The 25,907-nt window shown below is 58.5% G+C and carries 18 protein-coding genes; 12 read left to right on the top strand and 6 right to left on the bottom strand.

What is annotated here, in order from left to right; genetic code table 11:
* Positions 1-40 precede the first annotated feature (40 nt).
* The 4 genes from HWW83_RS02400 to HWW83_RS02415 all read left to right on the top strand — a co-directional run bounded on the left by HWW83_RS02400 (position 41) and on the right by HWW83_RS02415 (position 3,541).
* Entirely contained in the window at positions 41-1,267 is a 1,227-nt protein-coding gene (locus HWW83_RS02400; RefSeq protein WP_089196850.1) for a winged helix-turn-helix domain-containing protein, read from the top strand.
* Positions 1,268-1,564: 297 nt separating this feature from the next.
* Entirely contained in the window at positions 1,565-1,747 is a 183-nt protein-coding gene (locus tag HWW83_RS02405; protein WP_004928237.1) for a Trm112 family protein, read from the top strand.
* Entirely contained in the window at positions 1,744-2,493 is a 750-nt protein-coding gene (gene kdsB / locus HWW83_RS02410; protein ID WP_033642567.1) for a 3-deoxy-manno-octulosonate cytidylyltransferase, read from the top strand. Before HWW83_RS02405 ends, kdsB begins: the two co-directional genes overlap by 4 nt.
* A gap of 151 nt (positions 2,494-2,644) precedes the next feature.
* Positions 2,645-3,541: a YcbJ family phosphotransferase gene (locus tag HWW83_RS02415; protein WP_160204153.1), complete on the top strand. Its 897-nt coding sequence runs from the start codon at positions 2,645-2,647 to the stop codon at positions 3,539-3,541.
* An 8-nt stretch (positions 3,542-3,549) separates the two neighbouring features.
* Here HWW83_RS02415 and elyC read toward each other — a convergent pair whose 3' ends face one another.
* On the bottom strand, positions 3,550-4,323 hold the full coding sequence (gene elyC, locus HWW83_RS02420; protein WP_042784114.1) for an envelope biogenesis factor ElyC: 774 nt from the start codon (positions 4,321-4,323) through the stop codon (positions 3,550-3,552).
* A 152-nt stretch (positions 4,324-4,475) separates the two neighbouring features.
* Between elyC and cmoM the strand changes: the two genes are divergently transcribed.
* The 7 genes from cmoM to HWW83_RS02455 all read left to right on the top strand — a co-directional run bounded on the left by cmoM (position 4,476) and on the right by HWW83_RS02455 (position 15,204).
* On the top strand, positions 4,476-5,261 hold the full coding sequence (gene cmoM, locus HWW83_RS02425; protein WP_033642570.1) for a tRNA uridine 5-oxyacetic acid(34) methyltransferase CmoM: 786 nt from the start codon (positions 4,476-4,478) through the stop codon (positions 5,259-5,261).
* Positions 5,258-6,580, top strand: a complete 1,323-nt coding sequence (mukF, locus tag HWW83_RS02430) for a chromosome partition protein MukF (RefSeq protein ID WP_004928228.1) — start codon at positions 5,258-5,260, stop codon at positions 6,578-6,580. The genes cmoM and mukF overlap by 4 nt, the downstream gene beginning before the upstream one ends.
* Positions 6,561-7,289 carry a chromosome partition protein MukE gene (gene mukE / locus HWW83_RS02435; protein ID WP_004928226.1) on the top strand — a complete coding sequence of 243 codons (729 nt, stop codon included), beginning with the start codon at positions 6,561-6,563 and terminating at the stop codon, positions 7,287-7,289. The genes mukF and mukE overlap by 20 nt, the downstream gene beginning before the upstream one ends.
* On the top strand, positions 7,286-11,734 hold the full coding sequence (gene mukB, locus HWW83_RS02440) for a chromosome partition protein MukB (RefSeq protein WP_089196851.1): 4,449 nt from the start codon (positions 7,286-7,288) through the stop codon (positions 11,732-11,734). Before mukE ends, mukB begins: the two co-directional genes overlap by 4 nt.
* A gap of 220 nt (positions 11,735-11,954) precedes the next feature.
* Entirely contained in the window at positions 11,955-13,763 is a 1,809-nt protein-coding gene (ldtD, locus tag HWW83_RS02445) for a L,D-transpeptidase (RefSeq protein WP_072022477.1), read from the top strand.
* A gap of 180 nt (positions 13,764-13,943) precedes the next feature.
* Positions 13,944-14,492, top strand: coding sequence for a peptidoglycan L,D-endopeptidase MepK (gene mepK / locus HWW83_RS02450; RefSeq protein ID WP_004928217.1), 549 nt, complete (start codon positions 13,944-13,946; stop codon positions 14,490-14,492).
* Positions 14,493-14,556: 64 nt separating this feature from the next.
* Positions 14,557-15,204 carry an MBL fold metallo-hydrolase gene (locus HWW83_RS02455; RefSeq protein WP_033642573.1) on the top strand — a complete coding sequence of 216 codons (648 nt, stop codon included), beginning with the start codon at positions 14,557-14,559 and terminating at the stop codon, positions 15,202-15,204.
* A gap of 74 nt (positions 15,205-15,278) precedes the next feature.
* Here HWW83_RS02455 and HWW83_RS02460 read toward each other — a convergent pair whose 3' ends face one another.
* The 5 genes from HWW83_RS02460 to HWW83_RS02480 form a co-directional block, all read right to left on the bottom strand.
* Positions 15,279-16,469 carry an amino acid aminotransferase gene (locus tag HWW83_RS02460; protein ID WP_033642574.1) on the bottom strand — a complete coding sequence of 397 codons (1,191 nt, stop codon included), beginning with the start codon at positions 16,467-16,469 and terminating at the stop codon, positions 15,279-15,281.
* Positions 16,470-16,714: 245 nt separating this feature from the next.
* Complete coding sequence (gene ompC / locus HWW83_RS02465; RefSeq protein WP_046686781.1) at positions 16,715-17,839, bottom strand: porin OmpC; 1,125 nt, start codon at positions 17,837-17,839, stop codon at positions 16,715-16,717.
* Between the two features lie 301 nt (positions 17,840-18,140).
* A complete protein-coding gene (gene asnS, locus HWW83_RS02470; protein WP_033642576.1) occupies positions 18,141-19,541 on the bottom strand; it encodes an asparagine--tRNA ligase in 1,401 nt (466 codons plus the stop codon).
* A 217-nt stretch (positions 19,542-19,758) separates the two neighbouring features.
* Positions 19,759-20,964: a nicotinate phosphoribosyltransferase gene (gene pncB, locus HWW83_RS02475; protein WP_033642577.1), complete on the bottom strand. Its 1,206-nt coding sequence runs from the start codon at positions 20,962-20,964 to the stop codon at positions 19,759-19,761.
* 255 nt (positions 20,965-21,219) lie between these two features.
* Positions 21,220-22,920, bottom strand: a complete 1,701-nt coding sequence (locus HWW83_RS02480; protein WP_033650680.1) for a GGDEF domain-containing protein — start codon at positions 22,918-22,920, stop codon at positions 21,220-21,222.
* A gap of 336 nt (positions 22,921-23,256) precedes the next feature.
* Here HWW83_RS02480 and pepN point away from each other — a divergent pair, with 336 nt between their 5' ends.
* The gene (gene pepN / locus HWW83_RS02485; protein ID WP_047572033.1) at positions 23,257-25,875 is read left to right on the top strand and encodes an aminopeptidase N; all 2,619 of its coding nucleotides are present in this window, start codon (positions 23,257-23,259) and stop codon (positions 25,873-25,875) included.
* The last annotated feature ends 32 nt before the right edge of the window (positions 25,876-25,907 follow it).

Genomic DNA, 25,907 nt, shown 5'->3' on the forward strand with positions numbered 1-25,907 from the left:
ACTATTATCAGGCCATTGCCTACTCGCCACGGATATCAGGATGACCACCCCGACCATTTCCCTTACCGCCGCTCGCGCGCTGCACCTTGCCGCCCAGGGGCTGCTTTCTCCGCTTAAACGCCAGGCTCGGCCCGATGATGTCGTGAGTGCGATCCAGCGCATGGGGCTGTTACAAATCGATACCATTAGCGTCGTTGCTCGCAGCCCGTATCTGGTGCTGTTCAGCCGTTTGGGAGCCTATCAGCCGGAGTGGCTTGAGCAGGCGCTCGCCGGCCGCAAGCTGTTCGAGTATTGGGCGCACGAGGCCTGTTTCCTGCCGATCGAAGATTTTGGTCTGCTGCGCCACCGGATGCTGGCGCCGCATGATATGGGCTGGAAATACTCCGCCGACTGGGTGCAGCAGCACCAGGCGGCGATGGACAGCTTGCTGCGGCACATCGAACAACAGGGGCCGGTGCGCTCCGCGGATTTCAGCGCCGAGAAGAAGGGCAACAGCGGGTGGTGGGACTGGAAACCGGAGAAACGGCATCTGGAGATCCTGTTTACCGCCGGCAAGCTGATGGTGGCCGAACGTCGCAATTTCCACCGGGTTTACGATCTGACCGAAAGGCTGCTGCCGGCCTGGGACGATGCGCGGCATGCGCTGCCCGTGGAACAGGCGCGCCGGCAGATGCTGTGCCGCACCTGCCGCTATCTGGGCATTTTCCGCGCCGAGTGGTTGGCGGACTACTATCGGCTGAAGCGCGTGGCGCCAAAAGCCTTGCTGGCAGCGCTGCAGGAGCAGGGCGAGATTATGCCGGTGCGGGTCGAGGGGCTGGAAGGGCCGTTTTATGTGCATGAATCACTGGCGGAACTGCTGCCGCTGGCGGAGCAGGGCAAACTCAAATCGACGGTCACCAGCCTGTTGTCGCCTTTTGATCCGGTGGTGTGGGATCGTCGTCGGGCGCTGGAGCTGTTCAACTTTGACTATCGGCTGGAGTGTTACACGCCGAAAGAAAAACGCCGCTACGGTTACTTCACGTTGCCAGTGCTGCATCGAGGCGACCTGGTGGGGCGGATTGATGCCAAGGCTCACCGACGCCAGGGCATCTTCGAGATCATCAGTTTCCATGCGGAGCCGCAGGTGCGCTTCGGCAAACAGCGAACGCAGGATATCCGGCAAGCCATCGCGCGCACGGCTCATTGGCACGGCGCGCAACGCGTTGCGCTGGGCGACATTCCGGCGGCGTTGGCCGCTGAATGGGGAGCCGGCTGGGAAGTGGGATAACGAGCGACGCCGTCGGTGGGGTAAAACGAAGTTAAGCGCCGCTCGTTACAAAGGGGGCTCAGTGGCTGAAGTTAGCGAACAGAGCGATGATTTTATGCAGACGTTTGATCACGTATTACGGTCTTTTTTGTGATTTTAATCACAAAATTCTACGCCGTGTGGCGCCGCAGTTCAAGCCATTGCGCGGGCGCCATGAGGAAATATCGGCGGCTTGGCGCCGCCGATGATTAACCTGAGGCCGGGCGTTATGCTATCCTCACAGCCTTCCCAGATGACCTATCCCCTTGCGGAGGATGCATGGACCACCGTTTACTCGAAATCGTTGCCTGCCCGGTATGCAACGGCAAACTCTATTTCAATAAAGAAAACCAGGAGCTGGTGTGCAAAGCGGACGGGTTGGCTTACCCGCTGCGCGACGGCATTCCGGTGCTGTTGGAAAATGAAGCGCGTGCGCTGTCGCTGGACGAGAAGCACGCATGAGTTTTATCGCTATTATTCCCGCCCGCTACGCCTCAACCCGTTTGCCGGGCAAACCGCTGGCCGATATTCACGGCAAGCCGATGGTGGTGCACGTGATGGAACGCGCCCGTGAGTCCGGCGCCAGCCGGGTCATCGTGGCGACCGATCACCCTGAAGTCGCCAAAGCGGTAGAAGCCGCCGGCGGCGAAGTGTGCATGACCAGCCCGGATCACCATTCCGGCACCGAGCGTTTGGCGGAAGTGATCGCGCACTACGGCTTTGCCGACGACCAGATCATCGTTAACGTGCAGGGCGATGAGCCGCTGATCCCACCCGTTATCGTGCGGCAGGTGGCGGAAAACCTGGCGGGCAGCCAGGCCGGCATGGCGACGTTGGCGGTGCCGATCGACAGCGCCGAAGAGGCATTCAACCCCAATGCGGTGAAGGTCGTGATGGACGCGCAGGGCTACGCGCTCTACTTCTCGCGCGCCACCATTCCCTGGGATCGCGAGCGTTTCGCCGCATCGAAGGAGAGCATCGGCGACAGCCTGCTGCGCCACATCGGCATCTATGCGTACCGCGCCGGTTTCGTGCGCCGCTACGTCAGCTGGGCGCCGAGCCAGCTGGAGCAGATCGAGCTGTTGGAACAGCTGCGCGTGCTGTGGTACGGTGAAAAAATCCACGTGGCGGTCGCGAAAGCGGTCCCGAGCGTGGGGGTCGATACGCCGGAAGATCTCCAGCGCGTGCGCGACAGCATTCAACCCTGAGCCTGATTTCGTCGGCGCGGCGCGCAACGCGCCGACGATGCAATACCTCCCATTATTGATCCCCGTTTTGTTGATCTGCGTTGAAGAATTTTTCCGCTCACCGTTCGATGATGTTACGCATACCCCCTTATTAGCCTGAGGTGAATGCCTTATGGAGCAGTTACGCGCCGAACTGAGCATCGTGCTGGGTGAGTCCGTCAGCCGGCTGGAGCGGGTGAGCGAGCAGCCTTATGCGCACATGTATTCACTGTACGATCGCCAGGGCAACGCTATCCCGCTGATGGCGAAAAGTTTTATCTGCCAGGGCATCGCCCAGCAGGAGGCGTACAAGCTGTCGATGCTGGCGCGCGACGGGGATATCCGCCTGCCCACGGTGTACGGCGTGGTATGCACCCACCAGGCGCCGTATACGGAAATCCTGCTGATCGAGCGTCTGCGCGGCGTGTCGGCCGAAGCGCCAACGCGTTCGCCGGATCGCTGGAACATGTTAATGGAGCAGATCGTTGACGGGATGTTGGCCTGGCACCGCATCGACAGCCATGGCAGCGTCGGCACCGTTGACAGTACGCAGGAGAATGACTGGTTTTGCTGGTATCAACAGCGGGTCGAAGTGCTGTGGGTGACGGTGGTCAATCTCACTACCCCGCAGCTGACCATGGCAGATCGGCGTTTGCTGTATCGCACGCGCGAAGCGCTGACCCATTTCTTCGTCGGTTTCGACGATCCCTGCGTCCTGGTGCACGGTAACCTGTCGCTGCGCAGCATGTTGAAAGATCCCAAAAGCGATCAGCTGTTGGCGATGCTTAATCCCGGTGTGGTGCTGTGGGCGCCGCGCGAATACGATCTTTTCCGCCTCTGTGAAGCGGGCATGCCCAGCCAACTGTTGTTCAGCTATCTGCAGCGGGCGCCGGTCGCCGACGCTTTCCTGGCGCGGCGCTGGCTGTACGTGGTGTGGGAAGCGGTAGGGCGTTTGATCCATACCGGCAAGCTGGAGCGGCAGCTGTTCGACTATGCGTCGCAACAGCTGCTGCCCTGGCTGGCCGGTTGAACGGGGCCTTACTCGGCGCCGGCGCTATCCGCGCCTTTCAGCCGCTGCCACAGACTGCCCAGCGTTTCATACCAGGCGCGCTCGGTATGGCCGAGGAACATGGACGACGGCGTGGCGCGATCCCAGATATTCAGCGGCGAGTCGATCGCCAATTGGTTGGCCGGGGCCGGGATCGGGTGCAGGCCCTTAGCCTCGAAGAAACGCATGGCGCGCGGCAGATGGTTGGCGGAAGTCACCAGAAGGAAGGGGTGTTCGCCGACCAACTTGGCTACCTGAGCGGCTTCTTCCTCGGTATCGCGCGGTTCCCCCAGGATCACCATGTCGCTGCGCGGCACGCCCAGGCTTTCCGCTACCAGCGCTGCCGTGGCGGCGTTGCTCTGCATGCGTCCGCCGGGCGCGCCGGTAAACACCATCCTGGCGCCAGGGTGCGCCAGATAGAGCCGCACGCCCTCCGTCACGCGCGGCAGACTGTTGCCGAGCAGGTTCGAGCTGGGTGCCCAGTCGGGATTGTAGGTATAGCCTCCGCCCAACACCACGATGTAGCTGACCGCATCGTTGCCGCGATATGTCTGGTATTCGGCTTCGATCGGCCGCAGCAGGCGGTCGGCCACCGGTTGCAGGCTGAAAAGCAGTAAAAACAGCCAGCTCAGCGTGAAAATCGTCTTACCGCTTTTTTGCCAGCGGGTGAACCACAGCAGCAGCAGCGCCAGCCCCATCAGCAGCATCAACAGCGGCAGCGGCATCAGCAGAGCACCAAAGAACTTTTTCAGGTTGAACAGCATCGAAAATCAGATCCTTTTGAGTGAAAAAACGGCATCCAGGCATAAACAGGCCGCAAGAAGATACATTCTAAGCCAGTCTGTGCCAAAATAGCAGGTTTGAATGGGCGTGCGCTTTGCCGCCGACAAGACTGAGATCAGCGGAGCCGTTGTCCATGCAGGATCGTAATTTTGACGATATTGCTGAAAAATTTGCGCGTAATATTTACGGCACCACGAAAGGAAAAATCCGCCAGGCGGTGGTTTGGCAGGATCTGACCGGGCTGCTGGCCCAGTTGCCGCAGCGGCCGCTGCGCATCCTTGATGCCGGGGGCGGTGAAGGCCATATGGCTTGCCAACTGGCAGAATTAGGACATCAGGTGTTGTTGTGCGATCTTTCTGGTGAGATGATCCAGCGCGCCGCGCAGCTGGCGGAGCAGAAAGGTGTGAGCCAGAACATGCAATTCGTACAAAGTTCTGCGCAGGATATCGCTCAACATTTGGAACAGCCGGTTGATCTGATATTGTTTCATGCAGTGCTTGAATGGATCGCTGAACCCGTGGCGGCGCTGCAGGCGTTGTGCGATTGTCTGACGCCGGGCGGCGCGCTGTCGCTGATGTTCTTCAACGCCAACGGTCTCTTGATGCGTAACGTGGTGTTGGGTAACTTCCAATTGGTGGATCCCGAGGTCAGACGGCGCCGCAAGCGTTCGCTGTCGCCGCAATATCCGCACGATCCGCTATTGGTCTACGGCTGGCTGGAACAGCTGGGCATGCGCATCAGCGGCAAAACCGGCGTGCGGGTGTTCCACGACTATCTGCAGAGCAGACAGCTGCAAACCCAAAAATTTGAAGAGTTACTGGCGCTTGAACAGCACTATTGCCGGCAGGAGCCGTACGTGAGTTTGGGGCGCTATATTCACGTCATGGCGCATAAACCAAACCTGAAGGACGAACTATGAGTGAATTTTCCCAGACAGTACCCGAACTGGTCGCCTGGGCACGGAAAAATGATTTCTCTATTTCGCTCCCTACGGAGCGTCTCGCATTTCTGCTCGCTATCGCCACCCTGAATGGCGAACGGCTGGACGGCGAGATGAGCGAAGGTGAGCTGGTTGATGCATTTCGCCATGTCAGCAAGGGTTTTGAACAGACGCATGAAACGGTGGCGATGCGCGCCAACAATGCGATCAACGACATGGTGCGCCAGCGCCTGTTGAACCGCTTTACCAGCGAACTGGCGGACGGTAACGCGATTTACCGCCTGACGCCGCTGGGTATCGGCATTACCGATTACTATATTCGCCAACGCGAATTCTCCACGCTGCGTCTGTCGATGCAGCTGTCGATCGTGGCGCAGGAACTCAAACGCGCCGCCGATGCCGCCGACGAGGGCGGCGACGATTTCCATTGGCACCGCAACGTGTTCGCGCCGTTGAAATATTCGGTGGCGGAAATCTTCGACAGCATCGACATGACGCAACGCGTGATGGACGAGCAGCAGCAGAGCGTGAAAAATGACATCGCGGCGCTGCTGAGCAAAGACTGGCGGGCGGCGATCTCCAGCTGCGAAATGCTGCTGTCGGAAACCTCAGGCACCCTGCGCGAACTGCAGGATACGCTGGATGCGGCGGGCGACAAGCTGCAGGCCAATCTGCTGCGCATCCAGGACGCAACCCTCGGCAACGTGGAGCTCGGCTTCGTCGACAAGCTGGTGTTCGATCTGCAGAGCAAGCTGGATCGCATCATCAGCTGGGGCCAGCAGGCGATCGACCTGTGGATCGGCTACGATCGTCACGTGCACAAATTTATCCGTACCGCTATCGATATGGATAAAAACCGCGTGTTCGCCCAACGCCTGCGCCAGTCGGTGCAAACCTATTTCGACCACCCGTGGGCGCTGACTCATGCCAATGCCGATCGTCTGCTGGACATGCGCGACGAAGAACTGGCGCTGCGCAGCGAGGAAGTGACCGGGGAACTGCCGCCGGATCTGGAGTTCGAAGAGTTCAGCGAGATTCGCGAACAGCTGGCAGCGATGATCGAAGAGGCGTTGAAGGTGTACCAGGAACAGCAGATGCCGCTCAACCTTGCAGCGGTGATGCGCGATTACCTGGCGCAATATCCGCGTGCGCGTCATTTCGACGTGGCACGTTTAGTGGTCGACCAGGCAGTGCGCCTCGGTGTGGCTGAAGCAGATTTCTCAGGGTTGCCGGCGGAATGGCAGGCAATCAATGATTACGGAGCCAAGGTCCAGGCCCATGTCATCGACAAATATTGAACAAGTAATGCCAGTCAAGCTGGCCAAAGCGTTGTCCAACTCGCTGTTCCCGGCGCTGGACAGCCAACTGCGCGCGGGTCGTCACATCGGTATCGATGAGCTGGACAACCACGCCTTTTTAATGGATTTCCAGGATGAGCTGGAAGAGTTTTACAACCGTTACAGCGTCGAGCTGATTCGGGCGCCGGAAGGTTTCTTCTATTTGCGCCCGCGCTCCACCACGCTGATCCCGCGTTCGGTGCTGTCCGAGCTGGATATGATGGTCGGCAAGATCTTGTGTTACCTGTATCTCAGCCCCGAGCGCCTGGCGCACGAAGGCATTTTCAGCCATCAGGAGCTGTACGATGAACTGCTGAGCCTGGCGGATGAGAACAAGCTGCTCAAGTTCGTCAACCAGCGCTCTACCGGTTCGGATCTCGATCGGCAGAAGCTGCACGAGAAGGTGCGCACCTCGCTGAACCGCCTGCGCCGCCTCGGCATGGTCTATTTCATGGGCAATGACAGCAGCAAGTTCCGCATTACCGAGGCGGTGTTCCGCTTCGGCGCCGACGTGCGCAGCGGCGACGATCCGCGTGAAGCGCAGCTGCGCATGATTCGCGACGGCGAGGCGATGCCGGTTGAAACCAGCCTGTCGCTTAACGATGAGAATGACGCTGAGGATCAGCAGGTTGATAACGCTCCTGACGGTGCAGAGGATGAACAGGAATGATTGAACGCGGTAAATTTCGCTCGCTGACGCTGGTTAACTGGAACGGCTTCTTTGCCCGCACCTTTGATCTCGATGAGCTGGTGACCACGCTGTCCGGCGGGAACGGGGCGGGGAAATCCACCACCATGGCGGCCTTCGTCACTGCACTGATCCCCGATCTGACGCTGCTGCACTTCCGTAACACCACCGAAGCGGGTGCCACCAGCGGTTCGCGCGACAAGGGCCTGCACGGCAAGCTGCGCGCCGGCGTATGTTACTCCACCCTCGACGTCGTCAACTCGCGCCACCAGCGCGTGGTGGTTGGCGTGCGTCTGCAGCAGGTGGCGGGACGCGATCGCAAGGTCGATATCAAACCTTTCACCATCCAGGGCCTGCCGACCGCGGTACAGCCGACTGAATTGCTGACCCAGACCGTGGGTGAGCGCCAGGCGCGCGTGCTGTCGCTGCAAGAGTTGAAAGAGCGCGTGGAAGAGATGGAAGGCGTGCAGTTCAAGCAGTTCAACTCGATCACCGATTACCACTCGCTGATGTTCGATCTGGGCGTGATCCCGAAACGCCTGCGTTCGTCCGCCGATCGCAGCAAATTCTATCGTCTGATTGAAGCGTCGCTGTACGGCGGCATCTCCAGCGCCATCACCCGCTCGCTGCGCGACTACCTGTTGCCGGAAAACAGCGGCGTGCGCAAGGCGTTCCAGGACATGGAAGCGGCGCTGCGCGAAAACCGCATGACGCTGGAAGCGATCCGCGTTACCCAGTCGGATCGCGACCTGTTCAAGCATTTGATCTCCGAGGCCACCTCCTATGTGGCGGCGGACTATATGCGCCACGCCAACGAACGCCGCATCCACCTGGACGGGGCGCTGGCGCTGCGCAGCGATCTGTTGGGCAGCCGCAAGCAGCTGGCCGCCGAACAGTATCGCCATGTGGAAATGGCGCGTGAGCTGAGCGAGCAGAGCGGCGCCGAATCCGATCTGGAAACCGATTACCAGGCCGCCAGCGACCACCTGAACCTGGTGCAGACGGCGATGCGTCAGCAGGAGAAGATCGAACGCTATGAAGCCGATCTGGAAGAGCTGACCTACCGCCTGGAAGAGCAGAACGAAGTGGTGGCCGAGGCGAGCGAGCAGCAGGCCGAGAACGAAGCGCGCGCCGAAGCGGCCGAGCTGGAAGTGGACGAGCTGAAGAGCCAGCTGGCCGACTACCAGCAGGCGCTTGACGTGCAGCAGACCCGCGCCATTCAGTACCAACAGGCGCTGCAGGCGTTGGAGCGCGCGCGCGCGCTGTGCCAACTGCCGGACCTGACCGCCGACAACGCTGAACAGTGGCTGGACACCTTCCAGGCTCGCGAGCAGGAGGCGACCGAAGCGCTGCTGATGCTGGAGCAGAAGCTGAGCGTGGCCGACGCCGCGCACGGCCAGTTCGAGCAGGCCTATCAGCTGGTGGGTAAAATCGCCGGCCAGGTCAGCCGCAGCGAAGCCTGGCAGTGTGCGCGCGAATTGCTGCGCGACTGGCCTTCGCAGCAACACCTCGCCGAGCGCGTTCAGCCGCTGCGACTGCGCCTGAGCGAACTGGAACAGCGCCTGCGCTCGCAGCAGGACGCCGAGCGCCTGCTGCAAGAATTTTGCAAACGCCATGGTCAGGAGTACCAGCCGGACGATCTCGACATGCTGCAGCAGGAGCTGGAAGAGCGCCTGGAAGCGCTGTCGCAGAACGTCAGCGAAGCCGGCGAACGCCGCATGGAGATGCGCCAGGAGCTGGAGCAGATCCAGCAGCGCATCCGTGAACTGACGGCGCGCGCGCCGGTGTGGCTGGCGGCGCAGGACGCCCTGAGCCAGCTCAGCGATCAGAGCGGAGAGCCGCTGGAAAACAGCCAGCAGGTGACCGAATACATGCAGCAGCTGCTGGAGCGCGAGCGTGAAACCACCGTCGAGCGCGACGAAGTGGCGGCTCGCAAGCGCGAAGTGGAAGCGCAGATCGAACGTCTCAGCCAGCCGGGCGGCGCGGAAGATCAACGCCTGGTCACCTTGGCCGAACGTTTCGGCGGCGTGTTGCTGTCGGAAATTTACGATGACGTCACCATCGACGACGCGCCTTACTTCTCGGCGCTGTACGGCCCTTCGCGCCACGCCATCGTGGTGCCGGATCTGTCGCTGGTGCGCGAGATGCTGGAAGGGCTGGAAGATTGCCCGGAAGATCTTTACCTGATCGAAGGGGATCCGCAGTCGTTCGATGACAGCGTATTCGCCGTCGAAGAGCAGGACAAAGCTGTGGTGGTGAAGATCGCCGATCGCCAGTGGCGTTATTCCCGCTACCCGGAAGTGCCGTTGTTCGGCCGCGCGGCGCGCGAAAACCGTCTGGAAGTGCTGCATGCCGAGCGTGAAACGCTGGCGGAGCGCTATGCCACGCTGTCGTTCGACGTGCAGAAAACCCAGCGTTCGCATCAGGCCTTCAGCCGCTTTATCGGCACCCATCTGGCGGTGGCGTTCGACGCTGACCCGGAAGCGGAGATCCGCAATCTGAACGCCCGTCGCGGCGAGATCGAGCGTGCGCTGAACAATCACGAAGCGCAGAATCAGCAGCAGCGCCAGCAGTACGAGCAGGCCAAAGAGGGCATTTCCGCGCTCAACCGCCTGATGCCGCTGGTGTCGTTGCTGAACGATGAAACGCTGCAGGATCGCGTCGACGAGATCCGTGAAGAGCTGGAAGAAGCGCAGGACGCCGCGCGCCACATTCAACAGCACGGGGTGTCGCTGACCAAGCTGGAGCCGCTGCTGTCGGTGCTGCAGAGCGATCCGCAGCAGCATGAACAGCTGCAGCAGGACTACGCGCAGGCGCAAAGCGTGCAGCGTCAGGCCAAACAGCAGGCGTTCGCGTTGACAGAGGTGGTGCAGCGTCGCGCGCACTTCAGCTATACCGACTCCGCCGGCATGCAGAATGCCAACAACGATCTCAACGACAAGCTGCGCCAGCGTCTGGAACAGGCGGAAGCCGAACGCGCCCGCGCCCGTGAGCAGCTGCGTCAATATCAAACCCAGTTCACCCAATACAGCCAGGTGCTGGCCTCGCTGAAAAGCTCGTATGACGCCAAGCGCGACATGCTGAAAGAGCTGAGCCAGGAGCTGGTGGATATCGGCGTGCAGGCCGACGCCAACGCGGAAGCGCGCGCGCGTCAGCGCCGCGACGAGCTGCATGCGGCGCTGAGCAACAACCGCGCTCGCCGTAATCAGTTGGAGAAACAGCTGACCTTCTGCGAAGCCGAAATGGATGGCCTGCAGAAGAAACTGCGCAAGCTGGAACGCGACTACCATCAGCTGCGCGAGCAGGTGGTGACCGCCAAGGCGGGCTGGTGCGCGGTGATGCGTCTGGTGAAAGACAACGGCGTGGAACGCCGCCTGCATCGCCGCGAGCTGGCGTATATGGATGGCGACGAGCTGCGCTCGATGTCGGATAAGGCGCTCGGCGCGCTGCGTCTGGCGGTGGCGGACAACGAACACCTGCGCGACGTGCTGCGTCTGTCGGAAGATCCGAAGCGGCCGGAGCGTAAGATTCAGTTCTATATCGCGGTGTATCAACACCTGCGTGAGCGTATCCGCCAGGACATCATCCGTACCGATGATCCGGTCGAGGCCATCGAGCAGATGGAGATTGAGCTGGGCCGTCTGACCGAAGAACTGACCGCGCGCGAGCAGAAGCTGGCGATCAGTTCGAAAAGCGTGGCCAACATCATTCGCAAAACCATTCAGCGCGAGCAGAACCGCATTCGCATGCTGAACCAGGGGTTGCAGGCCGTTGCTTTCGGCCAGGTGAAGAGCGTCCGTCTGAACGTCAACGTGCGCGAAGCGCACGCCACCCTGCTGGACGTGCTCTCCGAGCAACAGGAACAGCATCAGGATCTGTTCAACAGCAACCGCCTGACCTTCTCCGAAGCGTTGGCCAAGCTGTATCAGCGTCTGAATCCGCAGATCGATATGGGGCAGCGCACGCCGCAGACCATCGGTGAGGAGTTGCTGGATTACCGCAACTACCTGGAGATGGAAGTGGAAGTGTATCGTGGCTCCGATGGCTGGCTGCGTGCGGAAAGCGGCGCCTTGTCTACCGGTGAAGCCATCGGTACCGGGATGTCAATTCTGGTGATGGTGGTGCAGAGCTGGGAAGAAGAATCCCGCCGCCTGCGCGGTAAAGACATCTCGCCATGTCGCTTGCTGTTCCTCGATGAAGCGGCGCGTCTGGATGCCAAATCGATCGCCACGCTGTTCGAGTTATGTGACCGTCTGGAGATGCAGCTGATTATCGCGGCGCCGGAAAACATCAGTCCTGAGAAGGGCACCACCTATAAACTGGTGCGTAAGGTGTTCCAGAACCACGAGCATGTGCACGTGGTGGGGCTGCGCGGTTTCGCCAGCGAGCCGCCGGCGCTGGGTACTGCGCCGGTCGAAACGCCGTAACGCAGAAAAACGCCCTAAAAATCTGAAAATAGCCGCCGCAGGGTGGCTATTTTTTTGTGCGCGTGGATGATAGTCCTGCTTTTTTATCCGTTGAAAAGCGGTTAGTTTAATCAGATAAACAGTAATTCGACGTCCGCAGGGCGAAACGGCCTTTCTGTTTGTATACTGAAGCTATATGCAGTTTTTTGACGTTTTTTTGTGAGCATACAGGGGGCAAGGGATGTTGCTTAAAAAGGGAAACTCTCTACGACGTTTGGCGCTGAGTGGCGCTATCGCCTGTAGTCTTGTGTCGTCGTTTTCCGCATTGGCCACCGTAACGGCGTTACCGGTGGCATCAGCAGGCATGTCCGTTGCGCAGAGCCGTTCTGAACTGCTGGCCGCGTTGCCGCGCGGCATGGATCTGCACTACCTTTCCACGCTGGCGCCGCTGTATGCGGCGAATCATATGCAGCCGATGTGGCAGGATCGCGAGGCCGTTCAGCAGTTTCAACAGCAGCTGGCCGAGCTGGCGATGTCCGGCGTGCAGCCGCAGTTCACCCAATGGGTGAAGATGTTGACCAATCCGGCGCTCAATGACGTAGGCCGCGATGTGGTGCTGTCCGATGCGATGCTGGGCTATTTGCAGTTCGTGTCCGCTATCGGCGCCAACGGCACCAGTTGGCTGTACAGCAATATTCCCTACAAGCTTAGCTTGCCGCCCACTGCGGTGATCAACCAATGGCAGCTGGCGGTGCGTCAGGCGCGCACGCTGAGCTACGTGAATTCGCTCGCGCCGCAGCACCCGCAATACGCCAAGATGCATCAGGCGCTGCGCGATATGCTGGCGGATAACCGCCCCTGGCCGCAGGTGGGCAGCGGCCCGAGCCTGCGCCCAGGACAAATGAGCAACGATATTCCTGCGCTGCGTGAGATCCTGACGCGCACCGGCATGTTGGCCGCTTCGGCACCGGAGGCCGAGCCGGAGCCGGCGGTCGTCTCGGCGAAGAGCAATGAGCCTGATGACGGCGGGCTGACGGTAGACGAAGAGAAGGGGCGTGTGACGGTCAGTCCGTCGGCGGCGCCAGTGACGGAGTTGACCGCTGAACAGACGCCGCCGCAGGTCGGCAGCGTGGTGAGCGACAACCTCTACACCAACGAGCTGGTGGAGGGCGTCAAACGTTTCCAGAAATGGCAGGGGCTGACGGCGGACGGCGTGATCGGCGTGCGCACTCGCGAGTGGCTCAACGTGTCACCGAAAACCCGCGCCGCGCTGCTGGCGCTGAATATCCAACGTCTGCGAATTTTACCGGGGCATGTCGGCACCGGCATTATGGTGAATATTCCCAACTACTCGCTGACCTACTACCAGAACGGCAACGAAGTGCTGTCCTCCCGCGTTATCGTCGGGCGGCCGAGCCGCAAGACACCGCTGATGAGCAGCGCGTTGAACAACGTGGTGGTCAACCCGCCTTGGAACGTACCGACTACGCTGGTGCGTGAGGATATCGTGCCGAAGGCGATGCGCGACGGTAACTATTTCCAGAAACACGGCTATACCGTGCTGTCGGGTTGGAGCAACGATGCGGAGGTGATCAACCCGGCGATGATCGACTGGAGCATGGTCTCTGCGCGCAACTTCCCGTATCGTGTGCGCCAGGCGCCGGGCGCCACTAACTCGCTGGGGCGTTTCAAGTTCAATATGCCGAGTTCGGACGCGATCTACCTGCACGATACCCCGAACCACAGCCTGTTCCAGAAAGACATTCGCGCGCTCAGCTCCGGCTGCGTGCGGGTGAACAAGGCTTCCGATTTGGCGAATATGCTGCTGCAGGATGCCGGCTGGAACAATAGCCGCGTTTCCTCCACGCTGAAAGAAGGGAATACCACTTATGTGAATATTCGCCAGCGTATTCCCGTAAAACTGTATTATCTGACCGCCTGGGTTTCGGATGACGGCCAACCGCAATTCCGTACAGATATTTACAATTATGATAATACGGTGAGATCGGGCGCACAAATTTTAGCTCAGGCCAAAAAATTAATGCAGTAAATGCAGTAATTATAAATAAATAACGGTCAGAATGTTTGGCTATACCGCAGGCCCTCTTACCTGGGGGCCTGTAAACCTAGGCGTATCGCGGGTTGACTCAGCATACGCAGGCGGTTATGGTTCGGACAGTGCGCTGCTTTGTGCATTTATTTTGACATTCTTGCCGGGTTTAACAGAGTCATGGACAAAATTGATCATCATCGCCGTAAATGGCTGGCGCTAGGCGGCGCAGCTATGGGCATAGCGCTGCTCCCTGGGCAGGCGTTTGCCAGTCTTTCCACCGCTCGACCGCGTATTTTAGTGTTGAATAACCTGAATACCGGTGAATCTATTAAAGCCGAGTTCTTTGACGGCAAAGGCTACAATAAAGAAGAGTTGGTTCGGCTAAATCATCTGTTCCGCGATTATCGCGCCAACAAGGTTAAATCGATCGATCCCAGTTTGTTTGATCACCTCTATCGCCTGCAGGGGCTGCTGGGTACCAGCAAGCCGGTGCAGCTGATCTCCGGTTACCGTTCCGTAGATACCAACAACGAATTGCGCGCGCACAGCCGTGGTGTGGCCAAGCACAGCTACCATACCAAGGGCCAGGCGATGGATTTCCATATTGAAGGTATCCAATTGAGTAATATCCGTAAAGCGGCGTTAAAAATGCGCGCTGGTGGTGTAGGATATTACCCACGTAGCAACTTCGTGCACATCGATACCGGCCCGGTTCGGAGCTGGTAATCGCGGTGCCCTCAGTGAATAACGCCGCTCCTTGCGGAGGCGGCGTTATTGTCGTTGGAGCCTTATGAAATACCATCTTATTCCCGTTACCGCTTTTAGCCAGAATTGCAGCCTGATCTGGTGTGAAAACACGCAGCAGGCGGCGTTGGTCGATCCCGGCGGCGAAGCGGAAAAAATCAAAGCGGAAGTGGCGAAGCAGGGTGTGACAATCACGCAGATTTTGCTGACGCACGGCCATTTGGATCACGTCGGCGCGGCGGCGGAGCTGGCGGAACATTATCAGGTGCCGATTTACGGCCCGGATAAAGAGGACGCTTTTTGGCTGGATGGTTTGCCGGCGCAGAGCCGGATGTTCGGGCTGGAAGAGTGTGCGCCGCTGACCCCGACCCGTTGGTTGTCGGAAGGCGATGAGATGCAGGTGGGCGAGATGAAGCTCAAGGTGTTGCATTGTCCTGGGCACACACCGGGCCACATCGTCTTTATCAATGAGCAGGCGCGTTTGGCGCTGGTGGGTGATGTGCTGTTTAACGGCGGCGTGGGGCGCAGCGACTTCCCGCGCGGTGACCATCAGGCGCTGATCGCCTCTATTCGCACCAAGCTGTTGCCGTTAGGCGACGACATGCGCTTTATTCCCGGCCACGGTCCAATGTCGACCTTCGGTCACGAGCGCCAGACCAACCCGTTCCTGCGCGAAGAGCCGGCGGTGTGGTAACGATCATTTCCCGGCAGAAATAATTAAGGGGCGCATAGCGCGCCCCTTCAAACTGGTGGCTTTCGCCGACGCGCTTAGAGCACGGCGACGATGGCTTCACACAGCGGCGCCATATTGTCCGGCGTCATGCCCGCCACGTTCACCCGGCCTGAGTTCACGGCGTAGACGCCGAACTCTTCACGCAGACGCAGCACCTGTTCTTTGGTCAGGCCGCTGAACGAGAACATGCCGTTCTGCTGGATGATGAAGCTGAAGTCCTGCTGCGCGCCTTTCTCCTGCAGGGTGTTCACGAACAGCTGACGCATGCGGTGAATACGCTGGCGCATATCGGTCAGTTCCTGCTCCCACATCGCGCGCAGCGCATCGTTGCCCAGAATGGTGGCGACAACGGCGGCGCCGTGTGACGGCGGGTTGGAGTAGTTGGCGCGAATGGCCGCTTTCACCTGGCTGAAGGCGCGATCGGCGGTTTCGGCATCGGCGGCTACAATAGTGCAAGCGCCGACGCGCTCATTGTACAGACCGAAGTTTTTCGAATAGGAACTGGCGACGATCAGTTCTTTATGTTTGGCGGCGAAAATACGCAGGCCCTGCGCATCTTCTTCCAGGCCGTTGGCGAAGCCCTGATAAGCGAAGTCGAAAAGCGGCAACCACCCGTTGGCGACGGAAAGTTCAGCCAGCTGCGCCCACTGTTCCGGCGTTGGATCGATACCGGTCGGGTTATGGCAGCAGCCGTGGAACAGCACGACATCGCCGGCCTGCGCCTGTTTCAGGCTGTTCAGCAGGCCGTCAAAATCCAACGCGTGGTTGGCGGCGTCATAGTAGGCGTATTCCAGCACTTCCAGGCCCACGGCGCTAAAGACGTTCTTGTGGTTCGGCCAGCTTGGGTTGCTGATCCAGATGCGTTTGGCGCTGGTCTGGTTGGCGATAAAGTCTGCCGCCACGCGCAGGCCGCCGGTGCCGCCAGGCGTCTGTGCGGTGCGCGCGCGGCGATCGGCGACGATCGGGCTCTCTTTACCGAACAGCAGTTCTTGCGTGCAGCTGGCGAACGCCGGGATGCCCTCAATGCCGAGATAGTTTTTGGTGGTCTCATTTTCCAACAGATACTGTTCAGCTTTCTTTACGCTGGTCAGCACCGGGGTTTTACCGGTTTCGTCTTTATAAACGCCAATGCCTAAATTGATTTTATTCGGGCGGGCGTCGGCGCGGAAAATGTCGGTCAGGCCCAGGATCGGGTCGGCGGGTGCGGCGGTGATTTTTTCAAACATGTCAGGTGCTTCCAAATCTCGGAGTTAAGCAGACAGAAGCATCAGGGTAGCGCCAGTTATCGGCTTTGCCAACCGTTTGCGATAAAAACACCGCGATCTTATGAACGTGAAGGATTCGACAGAAAAAATGATGGGGAAGGGGGAATCGGCAGGATAAAAAGTTACCGGCTGATACAAACAAAAACAGGGCCGAAGCCCTGTTTTTTTAACTTAGTCGACGGTGAACCGCCGATAAGCGAGACAACTTAGAACTGGTATACCAGACCAACGCCTACGATATCGTCAGTTGCGATGCCGGTTGCTTTGGTGAAGTCGTTGTCATCCAGCAGGTTGATTTTGTAATCAACGTAGGTGGACATGTTTTTGTTGAAGTAGTAAGTGGTACCAACAGAAACATATTTAACCAGATCTTGGTCAGAACCCACGCCTGGGACGTTCAGGTTTTTACCCTTAGACTGCAGGTAAGACACTTCTGGGCGCAGACCGAAGTCGAACTGATACTGAGCAGTCACTTCGAAGTTCTGAGTTTTGCTAGCGAAGCCGCCGCAGTTTTCAGTCGCTGCGCAAGTGTTGGTGAAGTTACCGCCACCGAACGGAGTCATGTTACGGGTTTCTGCATACATTGCCGCCAGGTAGACGTTGTTGGCGTCATATTTCGCGCCCACGGTCCATGCGTCAGCCTTGTCGCCACGCTCGTTTGAACGCAGTTTCTGGTCGTCGGTACGGTTGGAAGAAGCGTATGCAGCGCCGAAGCTTACGCCTTCGCCGATGTCATAAGTAGAGGAAATGCCCCAGCCGTCGCCGTTTTGTTTTTTGACGTCACGGCCGTCGTTCTGGTTTTTGCCCTGGTATTGCAGAGCGAAGTTCAGACCGTCAACCAGACCGAAGAAGTTGTTGTTACGATAGGTCGCAACGCCGTTGGTACGGCCGGTCATGAAGTTGTCGGAGTAGGTGTAAGTATCGCCACCGAACTCTGGCAGCATATCGGTCCAGCCTTCCACGTCGTACAGTACGCCGTAGTTACGGCCGTAGTCGAAGGAGCCGTAGTCAGCGAATTTCAGACCGGCGAAGCCCAGACGGGTTTTGGTGCCTTCGGTGCCCTGAGATTCGGCGTGGTTGGACTGAACGTTGTATTCCCACTGGCCGTAACCGGTCAGTTGGTCAGTAATCTGGGTTTCACCTTTGAAGCCGAAACGAACATAGGTCTGATCGCCGTCATTACCTTTGTCTTTGGAGAAGTAGTGCAGACCGTCAACTTTGCCGTACAGATCCAGCTTGTTGCCGTCTTTGTTGTAGATTTCAGCTGCGTTTGCTGCACCAGCAGCCAACAGAGCCGGGATTACCACTGCAAGAATGTTGCGCTTCATCATTATTACCCTCATTGGTGTTATTCGGACACCTTTGCCACTGCCGCCAATAATTCTTTGGGAACTATTGTTGATAGATTGGTGTCGTCCTGTGTCTGAACGCAGTGTTCCATTCACAGGCGGGTTAATCTAGGACGAAAATGATACCAATGTCCCAATCAGGTTGCAAAAGGAAAGTATGTGTAACCAAATGTAATTTTTCGGGAACTTTGTGACGTGCGTCAATATTAAAAAATGCGAAAGGCCAGCGATGCTGGCCTTTGTTTTGTAACGAAATCGTTTAAAAAACGTGTGATCGTATAAATTAGAAGCTTGCGTTACGCGGCGTGCGCGGGAATGGAATCACATCGCGCACGTTTTGCACGCCGGTGACATAGGCGATTAAACGTTCAAAGCCCAGGCCGAAACCGGAATGCGGCACGGTGCCGTAGCGGCGCAGATCGCGATACCACCAGTAGTCTTCTTTATTCAGCCCCATCTCTTCCAGACGCTGATCGAGCACGTCGAGGCGTTCTTCACGCTGCGAGCCACCGATGATTTCGCCGATGCCCGGCGCCAGCACGTCCATGGCCGCGACGGTCTTGCCGTCTTCGTTCATGCGCATGTAGAACGCTTTGATGTCTTTCGGGTAGTTTTTCACCACCACCGGCGCCTGGAAGTGTTTCTCCGCCAGGTAACGTTCATGCTCGGAAGAGAGATCGATGCCCCAGGAAACCGGGTTTTCGAAGGTTTGGCCCGAGGCCAGCAGGATCTCAATGGCGTCGGTGTAGTCCACCTGGGCGAAATCGGAAGACACGAAGCGCTCCAGACGAGCGATAGCGTCTTTATCCACGCGTTCGGCGAAGAATTTCAGATCGTCGGCACGTTCATCCAGCACCGCCTGGAACACATACTTCAGCATGCTTTCGGCGAGGCCGGCGACGTCGTCCAGCGTAGCGAAGGCCACTTCCGGTTCGATCATCCAGAACTCCGCCAGGTGGCGGCTGGTGTTGGAGTTTTCGGCGCGGAAGGTTGGGCCGAAGGTGTAAACCTTCGACAGCGCGCAAGCGTAGGTTTCGCCGTTCAGCTGGCCGGAAACGGTGAGGAAGGCTTCCTTACCGAAGAAGTCTTCGCTGAAATCGACGGTGCCTTTGTCGGTGCGCGGCAGGTTTTCCAGATCCAGCGTGGACACGCGGAACATCTCGCCGGCGCCTTCGGTATCGGAGGCGGTGATCAGCGGAGTAGAGACCCAGAAATACCCATTTTCATGGAAGAAGCGGTGGATCGCCTGCGCCAGAGTATGACGTACGCGCGCCACGGCGCCGATCAGGTTGGTGCGCGGGCGCAGGTGAGCCACTTCGCGCAGGTATTCGATGCTGTGGCGCTTGGCCGCCATCGGGTAAGTGTCCGGATCGTCGACCCAGCCGACCACTTTGATTGCGGTAGCCTGCAGTTCGAAGCTCTGGCCTTCGCCCGGTGAAGCGACGACTTTGCCGGTGACTTCAACCGAACAACCGGTGGTCAGATGCAGCACTTCATCCTGATAATTCGGCAGAGAATTATTAACGACGGCCTGTAACGGATCAAAGCAGGAACCGTCATAGACGGCCAGGAAGGAGATACCAGCTTTTGAATCTCTCCGGGTACGTACCCAGCCGCGTACGGTGACTTCACTGTCAACCGCAGCACGACCTTGCAGTACGTCGACTACAGGCACTACGCTCATAGATTTCTCTCTTTAATAATTTGGTTTAGAAATAGCTTACAACCCAAGAATATGGGGGTAATGGCTATGTTACTTGCCGCGGTGCAGAGCACAAGCAGAAATCATCGGATTGTCGCAACATTTATCGCGGCTGACTGAAAAGAGGGCGTTCGGGATAAAAACAAAAAAGCCGGCGCGTAAACCGGGCCGGCTTTCTTTCTCTCTATATAGAGAAGGTTCAGCTGGCTTTCTTCACCAGCGGCAGATCGAAGGCCTTGCGCAAGGCCCGCACGAATGCCTGGTCCTGGCAGATGGTCTTGCCGGGGCTGTCGGAGAGCTTAGCCACCGGTTTGCCTTTGCATTCGACCAGCTTGATCACGATATTCAACGGTTTAACGCCCGGAATATCACAGGTCAGGCGCGTGCCGATACCGAAGCTGAGATTGATGCGCTGATAGAAGTGGCGATAGAGCGCCAGCGCTTTTTCCAGATCCAGGTTGTCCGAGAACACCAGCGTTTTGCTCATGGGGTCGATGCCCAGTTTCTGATAGTGGGCAATGGCTTTCTCACCCCACTCGACGGGATCGCCCGAATCGTGGCGCAGCCCCTGATAACGCTCGGCGAACTGCGGGCCGAAGTCGCGCAGGAAAGCATCCATGGTAATGCAGTCGGTGAGCGCGATGCCAAGCTGATCCGGGTATTCATCCAGCCAGGCCTGCAATGCGGCGCGCTGGCTGTTGGCCAGCACCGGGCTTATCTGCTGATGCGCCTGGAACCATTCATGCGCCTGCGTGCCGACCGGCGCCAGGCCGAGCTGATGCGCCAGATCGTAATTGCTGGTGCCCGACAGGTACGGGAATTCGGCCTGCAAGGTGCTGACGATGGCCTGTTGTACGCCCTGGGAGAAACGGCGACGGGTGCCGAAGTCCATCAGCTTGAAGCGTGAAAGATCCAAATCGCCCGCCAGCGTCTTGAACTGCGCCAACTTGGTTTGCAGGTGGGCTACCGCCTGTTCCGGCGTCGCCAGCGGAGAACGCCGGCGGTGCACCACTTCGCTGATCACCGCCAGCAGCGGCACTTCCCACATGATCACTTCACGCCACGGCCCGGCGATGCGGATTTGCAGCTTGCCGTCGCGGTTGTCGATGGTCACCTGCTGCGGATCGTATCGGAACGTGCGCAGCCAGCTCAGGTAATCTTGACGGAAGAAGGGCAGACCCGAAAGGTAAGCGAATTCGGCGTCGGTCAGCGCCAGCTGGCTCATCAGGGCGACCTGCGCGCGGATCTCGTCGGCATATTCGCCCAGCAGTTCGTCGCCGCGGCAGCGGAATTCCGCCGCCACGCTGATCGCGGGATAGCGATGGAACACTGCTTGCTGCATATGAAGCTTGTAAGCATCGGTATCAAGCAGTGATGTCAAAATCGGGGAAGCGTATTGAGTCATAGCGCGTTACAGCATCCTCGTCAGGCGCGTGTCCAAATCCGGATAATCATAAAAGTGGGGGTGGAGTATACCCGGATTATCCTGTTATTGAAGCTGCATCACACCATAAATCACCGAAGCGGGTCGAGGATTAAACGTGCCTTTATGGCGGGCTGGCGACGGCGGCGGGGGAAAAAAGCCAGATATGCCTGTAAGGTGAATGACTTAGCCTAATTAGTCATAAAAATTATAATGTTAATTATTTTAAACAACAAATCAGATAAACCCGGCCTGGGTGTGCACGCTGACCCGATCCTTGCCGTTCTTTTTGCAAAAATAGAGCGCTTCGTCCGCCTGTTTTATCGCCGCCTGCAGCGCAGTGAACGCGTTGACCGGCGCAATGCCGCAGCTGGTGGTGAAACGCACTTGCCGCCCGTCGGCCAGATTCAGCGTCAGGCGATGGGTGCGGGCGCGCAATTGCTCCATGATGTCCCGTGCGTTGTCCAACGAACAGTTGCCCAGCAGCACCGCGAACTCTTCGCCACCGTAGCGGCAGAAGATGTCGCTGGCGCGAAACGCGCGTTGCAACAGATGGCCGAATTCCACCAGCGCCCGGTCACCGACATCGTGGCCGTAGCTGTCGTTGAGCTGTTTGAAGTTGTCGATATCGATCAGGCAAAAGGCCTGCGGGTAGCTACCGTCGCCCAATAGCTGGCATTCGAGGAAGAATTTACGGCGGTTATAAATGTTGGTGAGCGGATCGAGGAAGGAAGAGGCCTCAAGCTCTTTAATCAGCAGCTGTTTCTCGCTTTCCAGCGAGACCTTGTCCAACTGATATTGTCTGAGCTGTTGAATGGCGTCGCTGATGGCGATCAGTTCCCGGCTGTAGAAGGCGTCGTTGCGATCGATATTCATCTCGCCGCGCGACAGCCGCACGATATTGTTGTGGGTTTTGGTCAACCAGCGGTTGATGTTGGTGCAGAACACCAGCGCCGGCAAAATGAACAGCAGCACCCCCAGACCGGCGAGCGCGATCATGCCGTAAATGGTGGTCTGGCTGTCATAAATCTTGTGACGCGAAGCGACGGTTTCCAGCTCGAAGCTGCGTTGATACAGCGTCTGAGAAAGCCCGCTCAACTCGTCGACATAGCGCGAGATCAGCGCGGCGGGATAGGGCTTTTGGGTATTGATGGCGGTGTATAGCCCATCGGTAATCTGCTTGAGGCGTTCGGTAGACACCTGGCTGAGCAACTGATTGACGATGCTGGTGGTTTGCACGTCGTCGTAGTTGAGCTTCATGAAGATCAACCGGGTGCTCAGCGCGTTCAGGACGCCGGTCAACTGAATGGACTTCAGATAGGCGTCTTTGCGATCGAGTGGGCTGACGTTGACGTCGATAATCTGATCGCTTAACTCCGTCAGCGACATATTCAGCCGGTTGTTGAGGCGAATGGCCTCGAGAAACATAAAGGAGTCGGTATCCACCATTCGGGTATCGTAGGTGTAGCGGTAATAGCTCTTGCTGGTTTGCGAGATGTAGTAGGCGCTGTTGATATTGAACAGGTTGGCGTTGGCGTTGTTGACCTGCGAAAGCTGCAGGTTGTCGTTATCCAGCAACTGTTCCATCAGGCCGATCATCGACAGCGCGGCGATTTTTTGCCGCACACCCAGCTCCCTGGCGACCGTGTCGTTCAGATGCTCGCGGATCCGGGCGATTTTCTCGCGCGCCACCCGATCGGCGGCCAGACACTGCGCGCGAGTGATTTGCGGATCGATCAGGCTCAAGCGTTTGAGACGGTGAGCCTGCAGCGAAGCCTGAAAGGCCTCGGAGATTTCTTTGGCGCGATCGATCTTATACAGGTTGAGCTGGTTATCGCGGTACTCGGTATGGGCTTCGAGCAGTTCCTCGACGATGAACAGCGAGAAGGAGGTCATCAGGCACAGGGTGAAAAAATAGATAGCGTATTTGATTTTCATAGTGCGAGTCATCCCTGAGCCTGATTCGGCAATTATACCATCATGCCGCCTGTGCCGCCTCAACAATGCCGGAGCGCCGCGAAGGCGGTTTTTTAGCATTAAATGCTGATTTTTATTTAGCCATTGGTCACCCGCGCTGCCATCTGGTGGGTGAACTATGATTTGCCTCTGATTTCTTTATCGCGCTTGCCCGGCGGATCTGGGCTTTTCAGCCAGCTGTGATACAGTTTATTCACAATCAGGTTCGCCGAGCGCCGCAGGGGAAATCCCCAGCGACGGCGCGGAGGAGAAGAGCGGCCTGGCACCTATAACTCACTGAGACGTTTAAGGGTTTTTATGACACAACAGCCACAGGCAAAATATCGCCACGATTATCGCGCGCCCGATTACACCACGACCGACATCGATTTGGACTTCAGTCTGGACGCGGAAACCACGCGCGTGACCGCCGTCAGTAAAATCAAACGTCAGGGCGCAGCCGGCGCACCGCTGGTGCTGGATGGCGAGGATCTGACGCTGGTGAGCATTCAGGTCGACGGTCAACCGTGGAGCGCCTATCGTCAGCAGGATAACCAGCTGATCGTCGAAGCGTTGCCGGCACAATTCACTCTGACCATCGTCAACGATATTCACCCGGCGAAAAACACCGCGCTGGAAGGGCTGTATCTGTCCGGCGATGCGCTGTGCACGCAATGCGAAGCCGAAGGCTTCCATCATATTACCTATTACCAGGATCGCCCGGACGTGCTGGCGCGCTTTACCACCCGCATCGTGGCCGACAAGGCGCGCTATCCGTTCCTGCTGTCGAACGGCAACCGTATTGGCCAGGGTGAATTGGCCGATGGTCGCCACTGGGTGCAATGGCAGGATCCGTTCCCGAAACCTTGCTACCTGTTCGCGTTGGTGGCGGGGGACTTCGACGTGCTGCGCGACAGCTTCACCACCCGTTCCGGCCGTAAGGTCGCGCTGGAGCTGTTTGTCGATCGCGGCAACCTGGATCGCGCCGACTGGGCGATGACCTCGTTGAAAAACTCGATGAAGTGGGACGAGACCCGCTTCGGTCTGGAATACGATCTCGACATTTATATGATCGTGGCGGTCGATTTCTTCAATATGGGCGCGATGGAGAACAAAGGGTTAAATATCTTTAACTCCAAATACGTGTTGGCGAAGGCGGAAACCGCCACCGACAAAGATTACCTGAACATCGAAGCAGTGATTGGCCACGAATACTTCCACAACTGGACCGGCAACCGCGTCACCTGCCGCGACTGGTTCCAGCTCAGCCTGAAAGAGGGGCTGACGGTGTTCCGCGATCAAGAGTTCAGTTCCGATCTGGGCTCGCGTTCGGTCAACCGTATCGATAACGTGCGCGTGATGCGCGGCGCGCAGTTCGCCGAAGACGCCAGCCCGATGGCGCATGCCATTCGTCCGGATAAAGTCATCGAGATGAACAACTTTTACACCCTGACGGTGTATGAGAAAGGTTCTGAAGTGATCCGCATGATGCACACCCTGCTGGGGGAAGAGAACTTCCAGAAAGGGATGCAGCTCTATTTCGAACGCCACGACGGCAGCGCCGCCACCTGCGATGACTTCGTACAGGCGATGGAGGACGCGTCCAACGTGGATCTGTCGCGCTTCCGCCGTTGGTATAGCCAGTCCGGCACGCCGCTGTTGACGGTGCGCGACGAGTACGATGCGGAAACTCAGCAATATCGCCTGCATGTCAGCCAGAAAACCCCGCCGACCGCCGATCAGCCTGAGAAGTTGCCGCTGCATATCCCGCTGGATATCGAGCTGTACGACAGCGAAGGTAACGTCATCGCGCTGCAGAAGGGCGGCCTGCCGGTCAACAACGTGCTGAACGTCACCGAAGCGGAGCAGACCTTCGTGTTCGACGGCGTGGCGCACAAGCCGGTGCCGTCGCTGCTGCGTGAATTCTCTGCGCCGGTGAAACTGGATTATCCGTACAGCGATCAGCAACTGACCTTCCTGATGCAGCACGCGCGCAATGAGTTTGCGCGTTGGGATGCGGCGCAGAGCCTGCTTGCGACCTACATCAAACTGAACGTGGCGCGGCACCAGCAGAAGCAGCCGTTGTCGCTGCCGCTGCACGTGGCCGACGCGTTCCGTGCGGTGTTGCTGAACGAGACGCTGGATCCGGCGCTGGCGGCGCAGATCCTGACGCTGCCGTCGGAGAACGAAATCGCTGAACTGTTCGCCACCATCGATCCGGAAGCGATCGCCGCGGTGCACGAAGCGATCGTTCGCTGCCTGGCGCGGGAGTTGGCCGATGAGTGGCTGGCGGTGTATCACGCCAACAAGACCGACGGCTACCGCGTGGAGCACGCCGACATCGCCAAGCGCGCCTTGCGCAATGTGTGCCTGGGTTATCTGGCGTTCGGCGAAGATGCGGCGCTGGCGGACCAACTGGTGAGCGAACAGTATCGCCAGGCGGATAACATGACCGACTCGCTGGCGGCGCTGTCCGCTGCGGTTGCGGCCCAGTTGCCGTGTCGCGATGCGCTGTTGGCGGCGTTCGACGAGCGCTGGCATCAGGATGGCCTGGTGATGGACAAATGGTTCGTGCTGCAGGGGAGCAGCCCGTCGGCGGATGTGTTGAGCAAGGTGCGTGCGCTGCTGCAACACCGCTCGTTCAGCCTGAGCAACCCGAACCGCACCCGCTCGCTGATCGGCGGCTTCGCTTCAGGCAATCCGGCGGCGTTCCATGCGGCGGATGGCAGCGGTTATCAATTCCTGGTGGAGATCCTCAGCGATCTCAACCAGCGCAACCCGCAGATCGCCGCGCGCCTGATCGAACCGCTGATTCGCCTGAAGCGTTACGACGCCGGTCGCCAGGCGCTGATGCGCAAAGCGTTGGAACAGCTGAAAGGGTTGGAAAACCTGTCCGGCGATCTGTACGAGAAGATCAGCAAGGCGCTCGACGCCTAATCTTCTCACCGTGAATACCCAAAGGGACGGCC

This window comes from Serratia ureilytica (genome assembly GCF_013375155.1).
Taxonomy (GTDB): Bacteria; Pseudomonadota; Gammaproteobacteria; order Enterobacterales; family Enterobacteriaceae; genus Serratia; species Serratia ureilytica.